Here is an 18,181-nt window from a genome sequence, read left to right as displayed (position 1 = left end):
CAACTAAAACCCTGGCATATCGTAGAGGCCCCCCGCATTTAGCACGTCGGTCCAGCCCGCGTTTTTAAGAAGCTTTGCGGCCAGGGCACTGCGAGAACCGGAGGCACAATACAGAACCACAGGACGGGTCTTCGGCTCCAGTTCCGAAAGACGCGACATAAGCTCATGAACAGGAATATTGATGGCCCCCGGATAGGCCTCATCCATGAATTCGTCCACGGTACGAACATCCACCACCAGGGCGCCCGCTTTAATTTTTTCTTCAACTATGTTGACAGCCATCTTACACTCCTCTCTTATCATTTCGTTTATCATTTTGTTGGTACGGCCTGTACGGCCGCTTTTCTAAAAGGCCAAGGGCCTCGAATTTTGGTGGGGTTTTTCTCTCCCCCACGAGGCAGGCGGAACATCGTCCTGAGGCTCCGCCTTCATACACTACGTTACGCTTCAAAAGGCACCGAATACCGGAGCGCCGCCCACCCTCCGGATATGCTTGCTACCTGGGACCACCCTTTTTGCAGGAGAATTCGGGATGCCAGGTGCCCTTCAAAGCCACCGGCAGAGATAAACCGCACCGGCCGATCCCGGGGAATCTCTTCGAGCCGATCCCGCAGTTCATCTAAGGGGATGTGCAGGGCCGAGGCCATATGTTCCCGGGCGTATTCCCCATAGGTACGAACATCCACCAGAAGGGGCCGCTGCGATTCCTCTCTGGCAAGCTCCTGGACCACCTCGGATACCGATATGGTGGGGCTATACCCATCAAGACTATTCTGGGCCACAAAGGCCGCCATGTTGATAGGATCATTCGCCGAAGAATAGGGAGGGGCATAGGCAAAATCGAGTTCCCCCAGATCATCAATAGAAAGGCCTGCAAAAAGCGCTACTGACAGGGCATCGATCCGTTTATCCGCACCGGCCTTTCCGTAGGCCTGGGCGCCCAAGAGCTTTCTGCTCCTTTCATCGAAGACCAGGGTAAGCAATAGATCCTCCGCTCCCGGATAATAGGTGGCGTGGTGGGCCTTCTGAATGGTGACTTCCCGGGCGGAAAAGCCCATCCGTCGGGCCGCCGCCAGAGAAAGCCCCGTAAGGGCGGCGGTTTCGTCAAAGACCTTAACCACCGACGTTCCCAGGGCACCCCGATAGGCCCGTGGCGCAGGATGCTCCTTCGGAAGGGAGGCCTGGTCTTGAGAAAGGGCCGAATTCCCGGCGTGGAAAGCCGCCGCAGCGGTGTTTCCCCGGGCGGCGGCCCCTTCCAGAGCAGTTCCCCTTACACGGGCCACCATGTTCGTAGCCGCAAGCCGCCCCTGCCGGTTCGCAGGCCCCGCCAGGGGAATCCGGACCTTTTCTCCCGAAACACGGGAAACAATCTCCACCATATCGCCGGCCGCCCAGATCCACGGGTCAGATGTCTGGAGATACTCATCCACCAGCAGGGCTCCCGTGGAACCAAGGGCAAGGCCCGCATCCTTTGCAAGCTCCACATTGGGCCGAACCCCCACCGACAGCAACACCATATCGGCGGGGACAATGGTTCCATCATTTAATTGAACCGACCCCTCCTGAATCGCCGCGACTCCCCGGGACACATATACCCGGGCGCCGGCCTCTTCAAAGCGTTCCTGAATTTTCTTCCCGTACAGATAATCCATCGGCGGCATCAGATGGTCCGTCAGTTCCACAATGGTTACCGAAAGGCCCCGCTGGATAAAGGCTTCTGCCGTTTCAAGCCCAATAAAGCCCCCACCGACTACAACGGCTGTTTTAGGATTTTTCGTTTTAAGGAACGCAAGAATCCGATCCATATCGGGAATGGTCCAGAGCTTAAAAACATGGGGAAGCTCCACCCCCGGTAAGGGCGGAATCACCGGCGTGCCCCCCTGGGCAAGGAGTAAGGCATCGTAGGGGACTTCTTCAAGTTTATCGGGGTCCGACCCTGGCTGGGTGCTACGGACCTGCACTTTTTTAGCGGCCCTGTCAATGGTTACCACCTCTGTCGAAAGCCGGACGTTCACCCGATACCGGCTGAAAAACCCCTCCGGCGTCTGGAGTAAGAGCTTACTCCGCTTTTCGATATCCCCCCCAATATGGTAGGGCAACCCACAGTTAGCAAAAGAAACATAGGGACCCCGTTCAAGGAGCACTATTTCCGCATCCTCATCAAGCCGACGGATCCGGGCTGCGGCGGTAGCCCCCGCCGCCACACCGCCCACAATAACGTACCGATTATTCGCCATAAATCGCTGGATCTCCTCTGTAAATATATAATAAAATATATATAATTTGATATATATAGTCAAGGTTATTTCATTTATTGACCCAAATCAGAATAGAGCGTATATTCAGGTAATTAGTATTGAGAGAAGGAGTAACCATATCGATGCCATATAAGAAGTATGTTCATATGCAAGAACAGGAAGAAGATACCGATCAGGAAGCACAGAACATGCCGGGACCGGATCCACTCCTGGCACGGATGCTCAAGACCCGGACCATTCTTCTGTCAGGAGAAATAAACAAGGAACTGGCAGAACGAACGATCCGCCAGTTGTTGTTGCTGGAAGACATGGGAACCGATCCTATTCGGATTTTCATCGACTCCCCCGGCGGCGATGCCGATGCGGGATACGCTATTTTCGATATGATCCGTTTTGTGAATCCCCCCGTATGGACCATTGGGATGGGCCTGGTCGCCAGTGCGGCCGCCCTGGTGTTGCTTGCGGCCCCCCGGGAACGGCGGGTAGGACTTCCGAACAGCCACTATCTCATTCATCAACCCCTGTCGGGTATCCGGGGAGTGGCCACGGATATCGAAATCCATGCCCGGGAAATTGAAAAACTCCGGGAACGGATAAACCGGCTTATCGCAGACGAGACAGGACAACCGGTAGACCGGGTGGCCCGGGACACAGACCGGGATTTCTGGATGAATGCGGAAGAGGCCCTTTCGTACGGACTTATTTCCCGAATTATCCAGAACCGCAAAGATTTAGAATCGTAACGCCCAGGGGCTTATAGTGTAACCAAAGGATGATTCAAAATGTTATATACGCATAACTTTCACAAGGTAGGATTTGAAGGATGACAAAATATCTCATCACCATAAGTGTGTTCTGGTGCGCCGTGCTCGGCGTTCTTCCTGCCCAGCAGGAGGTTCCCGTTCCGGCGATGGTTTTTGTGGAAGGGGGGACCTTCTGGCAAGGGAGTAAAGAGGCTCCCTACAGTTCAAACGAACGGGCCCATCGAACTACCCTTTCTTCATTTTATATTTCCCAAACGGAGGTTACCCAGGAATTGTGGACCGCCGTAATGGGAACCAATCCTTCCCGTTTCTCCGGCAAGGATCGACCCGTGGAAAATGTAAGCTGGCTCGATGCGGTTAAATTCTGCAATGCCCTGAGCGAACGTCACGGCTATACCCCCGCGTATACGATTTCTGGATCGACGGTAGAGTGGAACCGGGAAGCCAATGGCTACCGACTACCCACCGAGGCAGAATGGGAATATGCAGCCCGGGGGGGTATAAAGGGGGCCATCACTGAGGAACCCCTTACCCGTTCACCCTACTCAGGCGGTTTTGATATAAACCAGATCGCATGGTATGACGCCAACAGCGGGAAAGCCTCCAAACCGGTGGCCACCAAAGCTCCCAACGAGCTGGGTATTTACGACATGAGCGGCAATGTGTGGGAATGGTGCTGGGATTGGTATGGCGAATATCCCAGCGGCGAGGTAACCAACCCCACGGGACCGGAGAAATCCACCGGCTACCGGGTATTGCGGGGAGGGGCCTGGTTTACGCCGGCTAAGCTTACCAGAACTACCTACCGCTACTGGAACACCCCCACCTTTAAAAGCAATTCGGTGGGCTTTCGTATTGCCCGGAATGCGGATGAAGAGATCCGGCTTTCCCTTCCCGCCGAGTTATCGGTAGACCCCTATCAAATCCTGTCGGCACCGGTAAAACATCCGTAAGAAGATTGAATCCAGGGGAAACACCCCGGTCGGCGGCGGCCCAGGAACAAGAACAAAGATCCTCGGGGGACTCTGGGAATGACGGTCTTTGATGACAGAGGGGCGGGCGGCGGCCCTGGAACAAAAGCCTCGGGGGCTACGGTAATGACGACCCTTGATGAAAGAGGGAGCGGCGGCGGACCCTTATCAGGATGGCCCTGAGGCAACCCCTCCGCTATTCGGCCAGGGCCACAGCCATGCCGGCCCGGGGGATTAAAAAAAGAGCAGGGGCGCCTGGAGTTGTCGCCCTTGAAGAGAGACCAGGGGAGCCTGGGGCTGTTGCCCCCTTGAAAAGAGACAAGGGTGCCTAGAATTGTCACCTTTGAAAAAAACCAGGGGTACTCATAGGCCCCTTTTTACAGGGTCTGGAGTTTTTCCACCACCTCCGAGAGAAGGGGCAGGAGTTGTTTCTTTCGGGAAACCATATCCTGTAGGAGATACACCCCCTCTTCTACCTTTGGGAAGGGTAACAGGGAAACAAAGGCCCTATCACCGGTAACAAAAAAGAGGGAATTGAGTTCTGTCACGTCGGTCACCATAAGGCCACTGAACAGGGCCTTTTCGGCCTTCCGCAGCCCTTCCAGTTCCTGGAGAATTTCGCCCTTTCGGCGTACCAATTCTTCCGGTGCATCGGTTTCGACCTGACTCACCGTAAAGTGCAGGCTCCCCTCATCATATTCTTTCATATCCATCCGAATAAGTTCATCCGCCGGCCGGGCATTAATCGTACTGGACGCAGCCATAAGGTCCTGCCCCAGGCTTTGAATATCCAGCCCCGTAATCGAAGCCAGGTATTCGGCCGCCTCCAGGTCCACCGGGGTGGTGGTAGCCGACTGGAGTACCAGGGTATCCGCCAATATTCCACACAGAAGGATAGAAGCGGTCGGCCGATCGAGCGGAATCCGTTCTTCCCGATAGCGGTTGGTAATCAGGGTACTCGTGGCACCCACGACTCGATTGATAAAGGTGATAGGATAGCGGGTAGAAAGATTTCCCAGCCGGTGATGATCGATAACTTCTAGAATACGATAATTTTCTATGCCTTCGATAGCCTGACTGGGCTCGTTATGATCCACCATAATCACCTGAACCTGGGGTTCTTTGATAAGATCCCCCTCAGAAAGGATGCCCACTACCTGGCTCGCATCGTTTACCACCGGGACACAGCGGGAGATAGACTGGCTCAGGGCTTGCCGAACCCGACGAACCGGCTCCCGTTCATGGACAGGGGCCACCGACTCATCCCCCATAAATCCCACCGGGGTAGAATAAATGATAAGCAAGGAGGTAGAACTTGTATCAAAGGGGCTTATCATCACAGAAACCCGACGGGCCTCTGCCAGGGCTATCAATTCCTTATCGATGGTATTGCCGTTGGTAATGATAAGGGCCCGAACCCGCCGTTCGATACAAAACCGCTGGATATCTTCCCGATCCCCCACAATCACCAGGGCATTTTCGGGGACCTCCGCCTCCAGGTGACGTTGAAAGGTGTCTCCCGCCAGGGCCGCCACCACCACCGGAGAAGGTCGAACGTCCTTCTCATCAAAGAGGGTAAGGGGCTGAGCCCGGAGGGTAGTCAGTAACAATTGGATAGACGTCGGAATCGCCGCTTTTTTATGGGGATTGATTTTTTTAAGGATATAACGGGCGAAGGCATTGTAATGCAACAGGCTTCGATAGGTCCCGTCGGCGTTCACGATGGGAAGCACCTTAAGGCCATCCTGTTCCATCCGTTCCAGGGCCTCCCAGAGAGAAATATCGGCCGTCACCGTCACCGCCGGTTCTGAGAGATAGTACCCCACCTTTGGGATAAGGTCTGGCAAATACTCCGGAATGGGCACCCCGAAACGAGTAAAAATATATTCCGTTTGGGGATTGATTTTTCCCGCCCGGGCAGGTCGATAGTTCGTAAACCCCTGCAATTGCTTAAGCCGGGCATAGGCCGCGGCGGACACCACCGAATCCGTATCGGGATTTCGATGACCAAGAACATACACTATGGATTCCATACACTCCGTATCCTTATCCCTGAATGGTTTTGGCACTATACAAGCTGATACTGGGGCCCTCAAAAAGCATCGTGCCATCCGGATAGGGTTTCCCATGGGAAACCAGGGCTTCCCCTTTCTGAAGGGCAGCCTCCAGTAGAGGCGGGGTCTTTATGACGGCGCTTTTCCAGTCAGAACCTGCCTTTCCCCCCGGGCTAAGACGAATAGGCCGCCGCCGCAGGTTGATAAGTCCCTGGATAGTACCACAGCGGCTAAAGAGATGGTAGACCTCGCGTGCTAAGGCCTGAACACCGTATTCATAGCCCGCAAGCCTTTCGTACAGAGAAAGGACGCGCCCCGTAAAATCCAAATCCTCCGGGGTAAGCCGGCGGGGGTCGTCGGAAACCATGAGCTGGCTGCCAAGGCAGAAATTGACCAGGGCGATAAGTTCCTTCTCGTTCCAGGAAAGGCTACAATTTTCGGAGCGAAAGAAAATCACGTCCGGGTCGTTTAAAAAAAGGGTCCCGTTCAGGTAGGAGCGGCCGATGGTATCCAGCAGGTTTACCCGGGCGGCGGGGCGGCCTACGTGGCCAATAAGGCGTACCTTGGGCCACTCCCAGTGTTCCCGGGTATCCGCCCCAATACGGGAAAGGGGGAAATAGGGATAGGACTGCCCAAAGGGAACGCCGCACCCAAGGTACGCCACGGGCCTGCCCCTGCCGTCCTGAACCCGGCGGGTGAGGATCTGGCAGGCCCGATGGTACCACTGGTAGGCCGCCCCGCCGCCGCCGAAAGCCCCGTGTAAGAGCCCCGCATACATGAAATCCAGCTTAAGATACCGGAAGCCCCATCCATCAATAATGGTGTCCATGAGCTGCGAAAGGTAGGCGAGCACCTCCGGCAGGGAAAGATCGAGGGTATAAAACCTTCCATCCCACTTGTCGTTAAAGCCCGCCACCACGGGATCGCCCTTTTCATCCCGCAGAAGCCAGTCGGGGTGTTTATGAAACAGCTCCGCCCGCCGGGTTACCAGGAAAGGGGCTATCCAGAGCCCGGGGATATAGCCCCGCTCCTCAATGTCCTGAGCAAGGGGCTTTAATCCCCGGGGGAATTTTCGCTCATCAATCTCCCACTGACCCACCGCCCGTTCCCATCCATCATCAATCTGAAAAACAAGGGGACGGTTTTTATCCAGATAGTATCGTTTAATGAAGTTATCGTTCAAAGAGAGATCTTCTAAGTCCTGACGAATAAGGGCTTCGTCGATGTGGGTGTAATGGTTATACCAGGACTCATAGCCCCCCGGCAAAGCATCCGGGGCAGTAAGGAAGGCAAGGGTATGAAAATTATGGTCCTGGCGGTACAGGGAACGAAGGGTATCCTTCAACAAAAAATAATCAGGAGCAAAAAAGAGGGAGAGCTCCGCAAGAATATCGCCGGCTTTCCAGGTTTTTCCCCTGGCAAAGATCTCTATAGAAACCCGCCGGGCCCGGGGACATATCCGGTATGTGGTAGGGGGGAAACGACTGCCTTCTTTACTAGCCAGAACCACATACTGAGAGCCCCTTCGAAAATACACGATCCAGTGTCCAACAATCTCTCCTCTGGCCGGAGCATCCCCATCCCGATTGGTAAAGCGTATCAGTTCCGGCACCACCGCAACCTTCCGGGGAAGCACCTCTCCCGGCCCCAATTCCCATCCCGCCGACCAGGACTGCCAGCCCCCTGGATGCACCACCAGCTCCCGGGAATTGGAGAAAAAATCCGCTGCCCCTTCTAATTCCCTCACCCAGGAAGCTAGTTCATCATAGGAAAAACTATCCAGGAGATGACCATACTCATCTACCGTGTGTTCTCCTGTGGCCATATATTGAAGGGTGATTCTTTTTTGATCTGAGCCCACGTCTTTCGTCATAAGTCTTTTTATATTAGGTATTTCCATTTTTTCCTCCTTTCTGGTAGTATACACGGGGAAGATAAAATCCTCAATGTTAATCAGGAGAAAAGAATATACCCATGATACAACTCGTGGCTTTTTTAGGGAATCCTGGCAAAGAATATGAGAAAACCCGTCATAATGTGGGCTGGCTTTTGGCAGAGCGACTTTCTTTTTATGGTGACCTTTCCTGGCAACGGAAACACCAGGGACGCCTGGCCATCCTCGAAAAGGAGAAGCTGCTATCTTTAACAGAGAAAAACACCGGTATACCAGAGGGAAAAACTGGGGGCGGCATTTCTCAATCCCAAAAGGGTCCCTCGCCGGCCACGGGCGCCCATCATACAGCGGGTACCTCCCAGGCCCATTCTGCCGCCAGCCCTACCAGCGGGGGTTCAGATATAAAAGGCACCCTTCCTTCCAGGATTTATTTTCTTTTTCCTGAAACGTACATGAATCTTTCGGGGAAATCGGTACGAGCGGTGGCGGATTTCTATCGGATTCCCCATAGCGAAATTCTCGTGGTCCACGATGAACTTGAACTTCCCTTTGGAACCATCTCACTCAAATACGGTGGAGGGCTTGGGGGACACAATGGGCTGCGGTCGTGCCGGGCCGAATTAGGAACCGCCGATTTCTGGCGCCTGAGAATCGGCATTGGCCGACCGGAACATCAGGATATCGCAGGGTACGTGCTTTCTCCGTTTACCCGGGAAGAATCGCAACTCCTTGCCGACATACTCCAGCAGGTAGCCCGTCTTCTCGAGGCGTTGCTTACATCTGGCCCCGAACAGTTTGTACCCGAGTGGAATAAAAAGAAGGTAATTTCGGTATAGAAACCAGGGGGCATAAATAAAACGAGGTACCTGCTGGGGCTTTCAGTATCCACTCCAGTACCAAACAGAACAAAAACAAAGAGAAAATCATTTGCTTTCTCCCTGTCCATCTTTTATATTTTTATAGCAGGAGGAAGCCTATGAACAAAACTGGTTCTGGCTCTCTGTCAAGCATCGAAAAAAGCCTTACACTACTAGAAGAACTTTCTTCCCTCGGTATTGATTACACCAGGATAAAGGACCTCTGGTCCCGGATTAACGAGGAATTGGCCGAGGCAAAGGCGGCCTCGGAGGACCTCGCGGTCCTTAAGTCCCGTATCGCCCTCATGGAGGGGAACCACCAGGAAGTACCCATCCAGGACCAGGTAGATTTAGCAAAGGCCCACCAGGTCCTGGAGCGAGAACTGGGGGACCTGTTGTTCGCTATCATCGATGTATGCCGTTTGCTTCAAGTGCATCCCTGCACAGCCCTTGAGGCCGCCAACAAACGGATAGAGCGCAGCCTCGACTATGTCCGCACCTACTGCAGCAAAGAAGGGCTGTTCCCCGCCCTGTTAGATCCTAAAACCCTGGAAAAACTCTGGCAGGAAGGACAGCGGATTACCTACTTGAAACACAAGGCGCCCCCTTCCCCAGAGGGGGAAAAGGTTATTCCCTTCTCGGCGGATATCCGGTAAGGGAGAGAGAAACCGGCCTTTCTATTTCTGATGGGGGCTGGTGGCCCCCTTGACTGAAGGGGCCCCTTCCCTTCCTAATGATTTTATGAAAGAACCATCACACGAACATACCCAGACAGCCTTTGGGGAACTCTATCGTATCATTCAAACCCTTCGGGGACCTGGCGGGTGTCCCTGGGACCGGGAACAGAGTCCCGAAAGTCTGCGGGGAGCCCTTATCGAAGAAACCTACGAGTGCATCGAAGCCATCGATACAAAAGACACTGCCCATATTCGAGAAGAACTGGGAGATTTGTTTTTACTCGTTACCATGATTGCCTACATGCACGAACAGGACGGGGCCTTTTCGGTGGCCGAAACCCTGGAGGAAATTGGGGCAAAACTGGTACGGCGACACCCCCACGTCTTTGGTGAAAGCACCGCCCGCACCAGTGCGGAAGTCCTGGATCAGTGGGCCCGCATAAAGGTTGAACAGGAAGGCCGGGCCCCGAAAAACTCTCTTCTGGACGAGGTTTCCCGGGCCCTTCCACCCCTGGAACGGGCCTACAAATTACAAAAGAAGGCCGCTAAGGTGGGCTTTGACTGGCCTCAGCTGGAGGGGGTGTGGGAAAAAATCCATGAAGAAGAGGAAGAGGTGCGGGCCGCCATGGCGCACGCCAGCCAGGCCCCCAGCCCTGAACAGCAGGGTCAGCTGGAAGAAGAGTTGGGGGACCTTCTTTTTGCGGTGGTAAACCTCTGCCGCTATGTGCAGGTAGACCCTTCGGTGGCGTTGCAGCGGGCCAACATCAAGTTTACCGAACGCTTTAAAGCGGTGGAACGGGGCATGAAGGCCCTGGGGCTCCCGATGGGGCAGGAACATCTTGCCACCATGGACCGCCTCTGGAACGAAACGAAGGGCTAGTCCACCAGCGGTACCTCTGGCCCGCAGTTTTGTCGCCCCCGCCGGCAGCATCCTTGACTCGCAGCCCCAGACCCTCCGTACAGGGGGCAACGTTCTGGCTACGCGGCATTCCTCCCTGGGGGCGATGCCCTAGCCAGGGGGCGCCTCTCAGAAGAGGCGCACTTTCATTTTTTAACAGAGAAAAAACCGACCGCATTGCGGATCAGGTCAAGGGGCGCAACCGGCACGACATCCCGCTCTTTTTAATAGGCCTTTAGGATCTCCAGGATTCGTTCTTTTTCGATGGTCCTGAGAAAGTTTGCAAGCCGCGGGCCCTGGTCTTTCCCTATCAGGGCCTGGTAGGCTGCCCGGAAAAGGGTTTTCCCATCCATGTTGTGTTTTGCCGCCACCGCATAAATGGCCTCCCCACAGGTTTTATCATCCGGGAAGGTTTCGATTCGCAGGACCACATCGTCCCGGAGGGAACGAACTGCGGCAAGTTCTTCGGGGCTGAGATCCGCCCGTTCTCCCGCAGGCCGCAGTCGATAGCGGAAATCCTCGGGGGCACATTCCTGAATCCAGTACCAGGCGCATTCACAGCGGCGCCGGAAGGCGGGGATTTGTTCTGGCTTTATGTCAGGCAAGCGGGCGAGTACCTTTTCGATGTCCCCATCCGCAATCTGGAGCAGGTTACAGAGATGGCGGAAGGGTACCTGATAGGCCATCATTGGCGGCATGCCGGGCTGTACCTGGGAAAGCTCGTAAATGCGCCGTTCCTTCAAGAAGGTTTCTTCGTCCTTTGCCTGTTCTACCCCCCAGGCGATTCGCTCGGTCCTATCATAGTCTTCGTAGATTTTAATCACATCCAGGTCGAAGGAAATAGAAAACTCCGTGTTGGGACGGGTCCCCGCAAAGAGGTAGCGGGTCACCTCGGGGGTATACACCCGAAGCACATCATACAGGTCAATGACTTTTCCCTTGGAGCTACTCATTTTGCCGGGGGTACCCTTAATGCCGATGAAATCATAACGGAAGGTTACCGGTGGCTGCCAGCCATACACATCCTGGACCACATGCTTGGCCGTATCAAAGGAACCGCCCTGACTGTGATGGTCCTTTCCTGCGGGTTCAAAATCCACCTTTTCGTAAGCCCAGCGCATGGGCCAGTCCACCCGCCAGCCGAGTTTTACCCCCTTCGCCGTGCGGAGATCCACCGTTTCGGTATTTCCACAGCTAGTACAGTGATAGGTAAGACCCCACTGGCCATCCCAGCCATCTATCTCGGTGGTATCCCGGTTACAGGAATGGCAGAACACGCTCACGGGCCACCATTCCCCTTCTATCTTATGATCCTCGTCCCGATATTTATCCAGAATCTGCCGCAGGGTCTCCCGGTACTCCAGGGCTCGCCGTATCCCTTCGGCATACATCCCCGCCCGATAACGCTGGGATTGGTACAGGTACTCCGGTTCTATTCCCACCACAGGTAGAATGGACTCTACATCCCGTTCATGATGACGAGCATAGCTTTCGTCCCGTCCCCAGGGGTCGGGCACCATAGTAATAGGGAACCGAAGGTATTGGGCCAACAGTTCCTGCTGGGGCATATTCAAGGGAACCTTCCGAAACACGTCGTAATCGTCCCAGGAATATATAAAACGAACCTTTTTTCCCCGATCCCGCAAAGCCCGAACCACGAGGTCCACCGAAATAATCTCCCGAAAATTTCCGATATGCACCGTTCCCGAAGGGGTTATCCCGGAAGCACAGGTATAGAGCTCTTTTTCGCCCTTTTCTCGAATAATCTTTTCTGCGGTTTGATCCGCCCAATGCACGCTGAGTCTATCCATAACAGGGGGATTATACCGAATCAGGGGGAACTCGACAATGGGAAAGAAAATTCTACGACCGCCCCGTTATCGGTATACCACTGGAACTGGCCCTTGAGTTGTTCCATAAGGCCCTTCATCAGAGTAAAACCGAGGCCCCCCTTTGTCTGGGGAGAAAAGTCCTCGGGGAATCCCGGGCCGTTGTCTCGAATCTGGATTACAAATGATGGGTTCTGACGGGAAAGCAGGACCCGTATCATGCCGGTCCTTCCCGGGGAAGCGCCGTATTTTACCGCGTTCATGGTTGCTTCAAAAACCGCCAGGGCACAGGGGATGGCCCGAACCATATCAAGCTCGCAGTCATCCCCTTCAATCTGTACCTCTATCATTTTCGAAGCATGGGATGCTACCAGGTATTCAAGCAAATCGGTAAGATAATTTTTAAGGGAAATAAATTCCAGCGAACTAGATTGGTAGATCTTTTCATGAACCAGGGCCATGGTTTGAATCCGGAGGGTACTTTCTTCGATAAGGGCCGCATCTTCGGGGGCCACGAGGCTATCAATCTGTAAATTAAGAAGGCTCGAGATAATCTGCATGTTATTTTTTACCCGGTGGTGAATCTCCCGGAGTAGTATTTCCTTTTCCCGCAGGGATTGCTCCAGGGCCCGATTCGCCGCGGCGTATTGTTGCTCCCGTTCCTCGACTTTCCGGGACATGATATTAAAGCTTTCTATAAAGCTATTTAATTCTTTAAAGGGGGTGGGATGCATAATTTGCCGGTAGGTTCCCTCCTGGACCTGACGGGTTTCCTTTTCCAGAAGAGAAATAGAATGGAGCAGCTTCCGACCTAAAAAAGCACCGGTGATAGTCGCAAAAACCAGGGCCAGCAGTAATCCTACAAGGGTAATAAATAAGACCTGGAATTGGGTAGCAAAGGCATGGCGAACCGATTCGGAGATAATAACAAACCAGTCGGGTCCGGGAATAAAGCGGACCGAACTGATGATTTCGGTTCCCAAAAAGGTATGACGATAGGTCCCTTTTCGTTCCCGCTGAGCCCAGGAAAAAAGATCCGTATCGGCGATAGAAAACTGTTGTGTCACAAGCCGCTCATCCTGATCGGCAATCACATTACCGTAACGGTCCACCAGGGAAAGGTACACCCTATCCTGCACCATCGCCGCGGGGAGCTTGGAAAGCCAGCCCAGGTTAAGATACCCCGCGATCACCCCTCCGGTGACCCGGAATGCGATAACGAGGGAAGGATCGCCGGTGATGGGAGAAATAAAGGTCCGGGAAAACACTGGTACCCCATTCTTTCGGCCCAGGGCCTGGCTAAAATAGGGTTGGGAGGAAAAGTCAAAACCCTCGTACCTTCTTTCATGGGGAACCGCCACCCGCACCGTTCCCCCCTCATCCAGGAAAAAGGCGCTTTCAAAAATACCACTGCCGATGAGACTTGCTTCGAGAATGGCACACTGGCCTTCTTCCAGGGTAGGCAACCGCCCCAAAAAGGTATGGTACAAGAAACGGCCCGCATCTTGAATCGATTGTTCCATCATAACCGCCACACTTGCGACGATAACCTCGTTTTTTTGCAGAACCGTTTTCTGAATTCCTCGATTTATGGACACCAACACTGCCACCGAAATACTGACAAGGGGCACAATGATTACCAGGGCAAATAAAAAAACCAGGGTTTTACGAAAGGATGCGGTCATGTTTCTCTTCTCATATTATCTTTTAGAAGTGACAAATTGTCCATTCCGTACTTCCAGAATATGCAATTCCGTCACCGGGTCCCCATAGGGATCAAAGGAAATTTTTCCCTGGGGTCCCTGAAATTCTTTTATCTGTAGAATATTTTCTTTTATGTGACGGGCACTTCCCCGTTTCAGGGCCTCCACCAGGATCCGCCCCGCCAGGTACCCTTGAGAAGCGGCAAAATCCGGCGAAACTCCATATGTTTCTAGATAGCGTTCTTTAAAAGTAAGCCATTCCGGATTTGTCGCAAGCGGATTAAAGGGGACACAAAAGCGCATTCCTTCGACGGCGGCTCCACCATTTTCGATAAGGGCCTGGCTCATCCCCCACCCGGTTCCCAACAAAGGCACGGCCAGGCCAGCCCTTCGCAGGTGCTGGGCCAGGAGGGCTGTATCAATACTGGTAGTTATGAGAAGGATTACCTCTGGTCGATGCTGCCGGGCCGCTTCCACTATCGATTGATGGGACTTTTCTTCCCTTGGGACATATCGGAGCGACTCCACCCGGGCAGATTCGTTCTTTTCTTTACATCCTTCTTCATAGGTTCTTATAAAATTACGGACTATGGTACCTGAAAAGGCCTCATTCGAAGCATCAAACACCACAAGGGCCCGGTGGTAGCCCTCCTCTACCGCAAGAGAGGCAAGGGCCTGGGCCTCCTGGGTACTGGGGGCCACCACCCGCAAGAACATATCATCTTTACCGCTCAGGTCAGGGGTGCTCACGGTGGGACTTATCAGAGGAATTGTCCCCCCATTTGCCTCGGGCACAATAGCCATGGCCATACTGCTCGTCATGGGCCCCACAATAGCCACCACATGGGAGGCTACCAGCCTCTTATAGGTCCGACGGGCTTCTTCTGGATCCTGCCTGTCATCCTCTGCGATAAGTTGAAAAACAACACCGGCCATTTCTTTGTTCTTGTTTGCCTCCTCCAGGGCAAGCCGAAGCCCATTGCGGCCTGCAATACCCAGGTCCGCATAATACCCCGAAAGGCCCCCGATAAAGCCAATCTTTACCGTTCGGAGCCCACAACCAACCAAAAGGAGTATGATACCCCCCAATCCCAGGTACAGAAAAAAACGAACGACTTTTTGATGGTACCCGCACTTTTCTTTTTTCATTATCGGCATACGCTCCTTGTAGTATGATAGGGATAGCAGGGCCAAATCCCAATCGCCGAAATCCTGCCCTGCGACAGGATAAATTCAGACCCTTCTGTAATCATAGTATAGTCTTTCACTTTTTTAAAATATCAATTTTCTCTACTTTCTCCAATATCTCCAACAGTGAGAAAAACAGAGAAAAAGAAAAGCGCTCCCCAGAGACGGGGGATCCGCTTACCATAGATCCTTATAGAGGGCGATAAATTCTATCGGTGAATACACGGGCAATTTAGCTTCTACATAGTCACTGGTGTTTCTTGTTACAATACCGTCGCATTGGTTTCGTACCGCCGCAAAATATTGAAGGGCATCTTCAAAGTCATTAAAACTAGAGGCTAAAGCATCGACGACATCCGCCTGTTCAACAGAAATAACGGTAAGATACTTTATGATTTCCGATATAAACTTCCTTGCCTTTCTATCGCCACCGGCCTTTCTTAATACATAATAAAGATTGGTAATTTCATTAGAGGTTACAAAACCAAGGGCTTTGTAATTTTCCAGGAGGCTAATACCAGTTTGCTTGCCTCAACAAAGGGAACGCGGGCAAAGGCCACATCAAGGAGCAGGTCCGTATCAACCAGGATTCTCCGGATCATAAAAATTTCTCAGATAAGGCTTCTTCTAATTGTTCTCTATACTCTTTGCCATCATCAGGAAACATACCAACAAGCCCCTCGGTTATGGGAGCCGTAATCGAGGTTACCCCTGGATATCCTCCATGAAGATGTACTATGGTACGCAGATAGTCTTCCACAATACGAGAAAGACTTGCCTCCTTCTGATAGGCAAGCTTCTTTGCTTCTGTAACAACCGAACTATCCATTGTTAACGTAAGCTTACCCCGCATACAACACCTCACCCGTATAATATACCAAAAAACTACGTATATGTACAGATAAGATTATTTTTTGATATAGTAAGGAACAATCTTCTCTTTGGGCTATCCCCACAGGTATACCGGCCCCTTTCCCCGCCCGGGGGCACTGCGGGCCCCTGCCAGCTCAGGCTGCACAGCCCACCCCCATAAAAAAGGGCCCCCGAAGGGGCCCTCTCCCATAGGAACATGGCTAACATTTCCAACGAGATTTTTCTTTATGCCCGTACTTCCAGGGGGTCCTGAATCACCACCCCCTCTTGATACAACACAAGCGGGTCCAGATCGATACAATGTTCCGGGTCATATGAACCATCCAGGGTCCACGCAAGGGTATGATTCAAAACAGTACAATTTTCTCGATAAAATTTCTTGTCCTCCAAAACTTTAAAAACCCCTTTCCCTACCAGATGACCCACATTATATTTTTTTATAACCCCATTATTAAAGTATATAACCACATCATAATTATCCTGAGGAAGCACCTGAATCACCTGTATCATATCCGTTCCCCCTATTCTAAAGGTAAAATATGAAGGATCTCCCTGTTTTCTTTTGCCCGATTCCAGTTATTAAGTAGTTCTCCCCTATGCAACGTTACCCATTTTTCCACCAGCTGAAGTTGTTTTAATGGGAAAACCCCTTTTAATACACTTCCCTCCAGAATATGAACCATAATATGGAATCCATTATACTCCGCATGAAAATGAGGCGGGACATGGTCATTCCAATACATATAAATCTTGATACCATAAAATTCACTTATAAGGGGCATTTTTCGCATACCTATTACTTTTTTAGTATACTTCTTTCTTTTAGATTTTGTATAGTTTGCCTCATCATTACCATAGAAAGCCCTCTCTCCCCCGCACCATTAGCTTCCCCCCTTTCCCCGCCCGGGGGCACTGCGGGCCCCTGCCAGCTCAGGCTGCACAGCCCCATACACATAACACACACACATAAAAAAAGGGCCCCCGGAGGGGCCCTTTTTACTTATTAGGCGTTTACCTTAGAACCAGTATTCAAGCCGAACGGGGACAGCCCAGTCAAACTTGGAACCACTGGCAAGCCCCTGGGTTCCCTGGAAACCAGCTCGGACATACCCATTGCCATAGCTCAGCCGGAGATAGGCACCACCCTGGATCTCGCGGCTTGCTTCCACGAGGGCGTTAAAGAAGCCGAATTCAGCCCCGATAGAGTAGGGGTCGGTCAGCTTGTAGGTAAGCTGGGCAGAGAAATCAAGGTCCGTATCCTGGCTGTTTCCAAAGGCGGTGAAGAAGCGGCCCATAACCCCAAGGGCATCGGCGCTGTAGCTTACCGCACCGGAAGCGCTGTGCTGGGCCTTACCAAGGGCAAACTTAGCACCCACATCCGCATTGAGGTTTTTAACAGCGGTCAGCTGGAACGCAACCTGCACAAAGCGAGCATCATCATTATCGGAACCAAGGTACTGTACCCGGGCAAGCCCCACATCCGGAATGGTGTAGCCCGCACCGGCCTGGACGTTCTTCATAACCACTTCGGCGGTTTTATCTTCATCCTTGGTATTGGGATCAAGGGCAGCTCCTATATAAAGGCCTTCCACAGGGGTCAGGTTAATAAGGGTTCCCATCGTAGGATAGAAGCGCTTGAAAATCGCATCTTCATCACCCGCAGAACCAATAAGCTGGTGCCCGCCGAGCTTACCCCGGAGCTTATCCCCCTGGACTTTCCCGAGTTCAATGGTGAGCATGTCATTGATCTTTGCCCAGATCTTGGCCTGATCACCAACACCAAGGGTATTACCACCATTCGAATCGATGTTCAGGTTAAAGCCCATGTTGTCGGACTTGCCCGCGAAGTTAATACCAACCCGGGCTCCACTTGCCCAACTGGGACCGCTATACATTACTACGGTGTCATTGGTGGTGTTGGACCCCGTAATAAAATCGATCCGTCCCCAGCCGCCGACGGTGATCTCAGCAAACGCCATGGTTCCCACCAGGGACAGCACAAGGAGAAATACAAGAGCCTTCTTCATGTTAAGAATCCTCCTTAAAATGACAAGGGGGAGCAATCTACGATTGCCAGGTTCCCCTTTATCTTGTTCCTAGTATATCAGCCGATTTTTAAAGCTGTCAAGTTCTTTTTCTGGATAATTCATGGTGTGTTAAGAGACATGGTACCCCCCTGGGCCTACCCCGATCCAACGGATAGGGATAGAATAGG

18 protein-coding genes are annotated in these 18,181 nt (G+C 52.6%); 5 read left to right on the top strand and 13 right to left on the bottom strand.

Going from position 1 to position 18,181, the window contains the following annotated elements:
* Positions 1 to 3: 3 nt before the first annotated feature.
* Entirely contained in the window at positions 4 to 282 is a 279-nt protein-coding gene (locus C5O22_RS08455) for a rhodanese-like domain-containing protein (protein ID WP_132780878.1), read from the bottom strand.
* 158 nt (positions 283 to 440) lie between these two features.
* Positions 441 to 2,237, bottom strand: a complete 1,797-nt coding sequence (locus tag C5O22_RS08450) for an FAD-dependent oxidoreductase (RefSeq protein WP_132780876.1) — start codon at positions 2,235 to 2,237, stop codon at positions 441 to 443.
* A 167-nt stretch (positions 2,238 to 2,404) separates the two neighbouring features.
* Between C5O22_RS08450 and C5O22_RS08445 the strand changes: the two genes are divergently transcribed.
* Together C5O22_RS08445 and C5O22_RS08440 are read left to right on the top strand one after the other, a co-directional pair.
* Complete coding sequence (locus C5O22_RS08445; RefSeq protein ID WP_132780921.1) at positions 2,405 to 3,001, top strand: ATP-dependent Clp protease proteolytic subunit; 597 nt, start codon at positions 2,405 to 2,407, stop codon at positions 2,999 to 3,001.
* Positions 3,002 to 3,081: 80 nt separating this feature from the next.
* Positions 3,082 to 3,975 carry a formylglycine-generating enzyme family protein gene (locus C5O22_RS08440; protein WP_132780874.1) on the top strand — a complete coding sequence of 298 codons (894 nt, stop codon included), beginning with the start codon at positions 3,082 to 3,084 and terminating at the stop codon, positions 3,973 to 3,975.
* A gap of 395 nt (positions 3,976 to 4,370) precedes the next feature.
* Here C5O22_RS08440 and C5O22_RS08435 read toward each other — a convergent pair whose 3' ends face one another.
* Positions 4,371 to 6,026, bottom strand: coding sequence for a putative manganese-dependent inorganic diphosphatase (locus C5O22_RS08435; protein ID WP_132780872.1), 1,656 nt, complete (start codon positions 6,024 to 6,026; stop codon positions 4,371 to 4,373).
* A gap of 13 nt (positions 6,027 to 6,039) precedes the next feature.
* Positions 6,040 to 7,947 carry a glycoside hydrolase family 36 protein gene (locus C5O22_RS08430; RefSeq protein WP_132780870.1) on the bottom strand — a complete coding sequence of 636 codons (1,908 nt, stop codon included), beginning with the start codon at positions 7,945 to 7,947 and terminating at the stop codon, positions 6,040 to 6,042.
* 74 nt (positions 7,948 to 8,021) lie between these two features.
* On the opposite strand from C5O22_RS08430, the gene pth reads away from it, so the two are divergent.
* From pth to mazG, 3 genes are all read left to right on the top strand, one after another.
* Complete coding sequence (gene pth / locus C5O22_RS08425; protein ID WP_132780868.1) at positions 8,022 to 8,777, top strand: aminoacyl-tRNA hydrolase; 756 nt, start codon at positions 8,022 to 8,024, stop codon at positions 8,775 to 8,777.
* 140 nt (positions 8,778 to 8,917) lie between these two features.
* Positions 8,918 to 9,454: a nucleoside triphosphate pyrophosphohydrolase family protein gene (locus C5O22_RS08420; protein WP_132780866.1), complete on the top strand. Its 537-nt coding sequence runs from the start codon at positions 8,918 to 8,920 to the stop codon at positions 9,452 to 9,454.
* Between the two features lie 85 nt (positions 9,455 to 9,539).
* Positions 9,540 to 10,355 carry a nucleoside triphosphate pyrophosphohydrolase gene (gene mazG / locus C5O22_RS08415; RefSeq protein ID WP_132780865.1) on the top strand — a complete coding sequence of 272 codons (816 nt, stop codon included), beginning with the start codon at positions 9,540 to 9,542 and terminating at the stop codon, positions 10,353 to 10,355.
* Between the two features lie 242 nt (positions 10,356 to 10,597).
* Here the strand turns inward: mazG and lysS are convergent, their stop codons facing one another.
* The 9 genes from lysS to C5O22_RS08375 form a co-directional block, all read right to left on the bottom strand.
* Entirely contained in the window at positions 10,598 to 12,184 is a 1,587-nt protein-coding gene (gene lysS, locus C5O22_RS08410; protein WP_132780863.1) for a lysine--tRNA ligase, read from the bottom strand.
* Positions 12,185 to 12,204: 20 nt separating this feature from the next.
* Positions 12,205 to 13,887, bottom strand: a complete 1,683-nt coding sequence (locus tag C5O22_RS08405) for a sensor histidine kinase (RefSeq protein ID WP_132780861.1) — start codon at positions 13,885 to 13,887, stop codon at positions 12,205 to 12,207.
* A 15-nt stretch (positions 13,888 to 13,902) separates the two neighbouring features.
* Positions 13,903 to 15,054, bottom strand: coding sequence for an ABC transporter substrate-binding protein (locus C5O22_RS08400; protein ID WP_165910465.1), 1,152 nt, complete (start codon positions 15,052 to 15,054; stop codon positions 13,903 to 13,905).
* A 216-nt stretch (positions 15,055 to 15,270) separates the two neighbouring features.
* A complete protein-coding gene (locus C5O22_RS13775) occupies positions 15,271 to 15,558 on the bottom strand; it encodes a PIN domain-containing protein (protein ID WP_347812560.1) in 288 nt (95 codons plus the stop codon).
* A gap of 11 nt (positions 15,559 to 15,569) precedes the next feature.
* Positions 15,570 to 15,695: a hypothetical protein gene (locus C5O22_RS13755; RefSeq protein WP_279432195.1), complete on the bottom strand. Its 126-nt coding sequence runs from the start codon at positions 15,693 to 15,695 to the stop codon at positions 15,570 to 15,572.
* Positions 15,692 to 15,946 carry a DUF6364 family protein gene (locus C5O22_RS08390; protein ID WP_132780857.1) on the bottom strand — a complete coding sequence of 85 codons (255 nt, stop codon included), beginning with the start codon at positions 15,944 to 15,946 and terminating at the stop codon, positions 15,692 to 15,694. Before C5O22_RS08390 ends, C5O22_RS13755 begins: the two co-directional genes overlap by 4 nt.
* A 245-nt stretch (positions 15,947 to 16,191) precedes the next feature.
* Positions 16,192 to 16,476, bottom strand: a complete 285-nt coding sequence (locus C5O22_RS08385) for a DUF2442 domain-containing protein (RefSeq protein ID WP_132780855.1) — start codon at positions 16,474 to 16,476, stop codon at positions 16,192 to 16,194.
* A gap of 11 nt (positions 16,477 to 16,487) precedes the next feature.
* Positions 16,488 to 16,757 (bottom strand): DUF4160 domain-containing protein, encoded by a 270-nt coding sequence (locus tag C5O22_RS08380; protein WP_207895368.1) that lies wholly within the window; start codon positions 16,755 to 16,757, stop codon positions 16,488 to 16,490.
* Between the two features lie 225 nt (positions 16,758 to 16,982).
* Positions 16,983 to 17,993: a hypothetical protein gene (locus C5O22_RS08375; RefSeq protein ID WP_132780853.1), complete on the bottom strand. Its 1,011-nt coding sequence runs from the start codon at positions 17,991 to 17,993 to the stop codon at positions 16,983 to 16,985.
* Positions 17,994 to 18,181 lie beyond the last annotated feature (188 nt).

It is taken from the genome of Treponema sp. J25 (assembly GCF_004343725.1).
In the GTDB taxonomy this organism is placed as follows: Bacteria; Spirochaetota; Spirochaetia; order Treponematales; family Breznakiellaceae; genus J25.
This window is presented reverse-complemented; position numbering and strand designations above follow the sequence as displayed.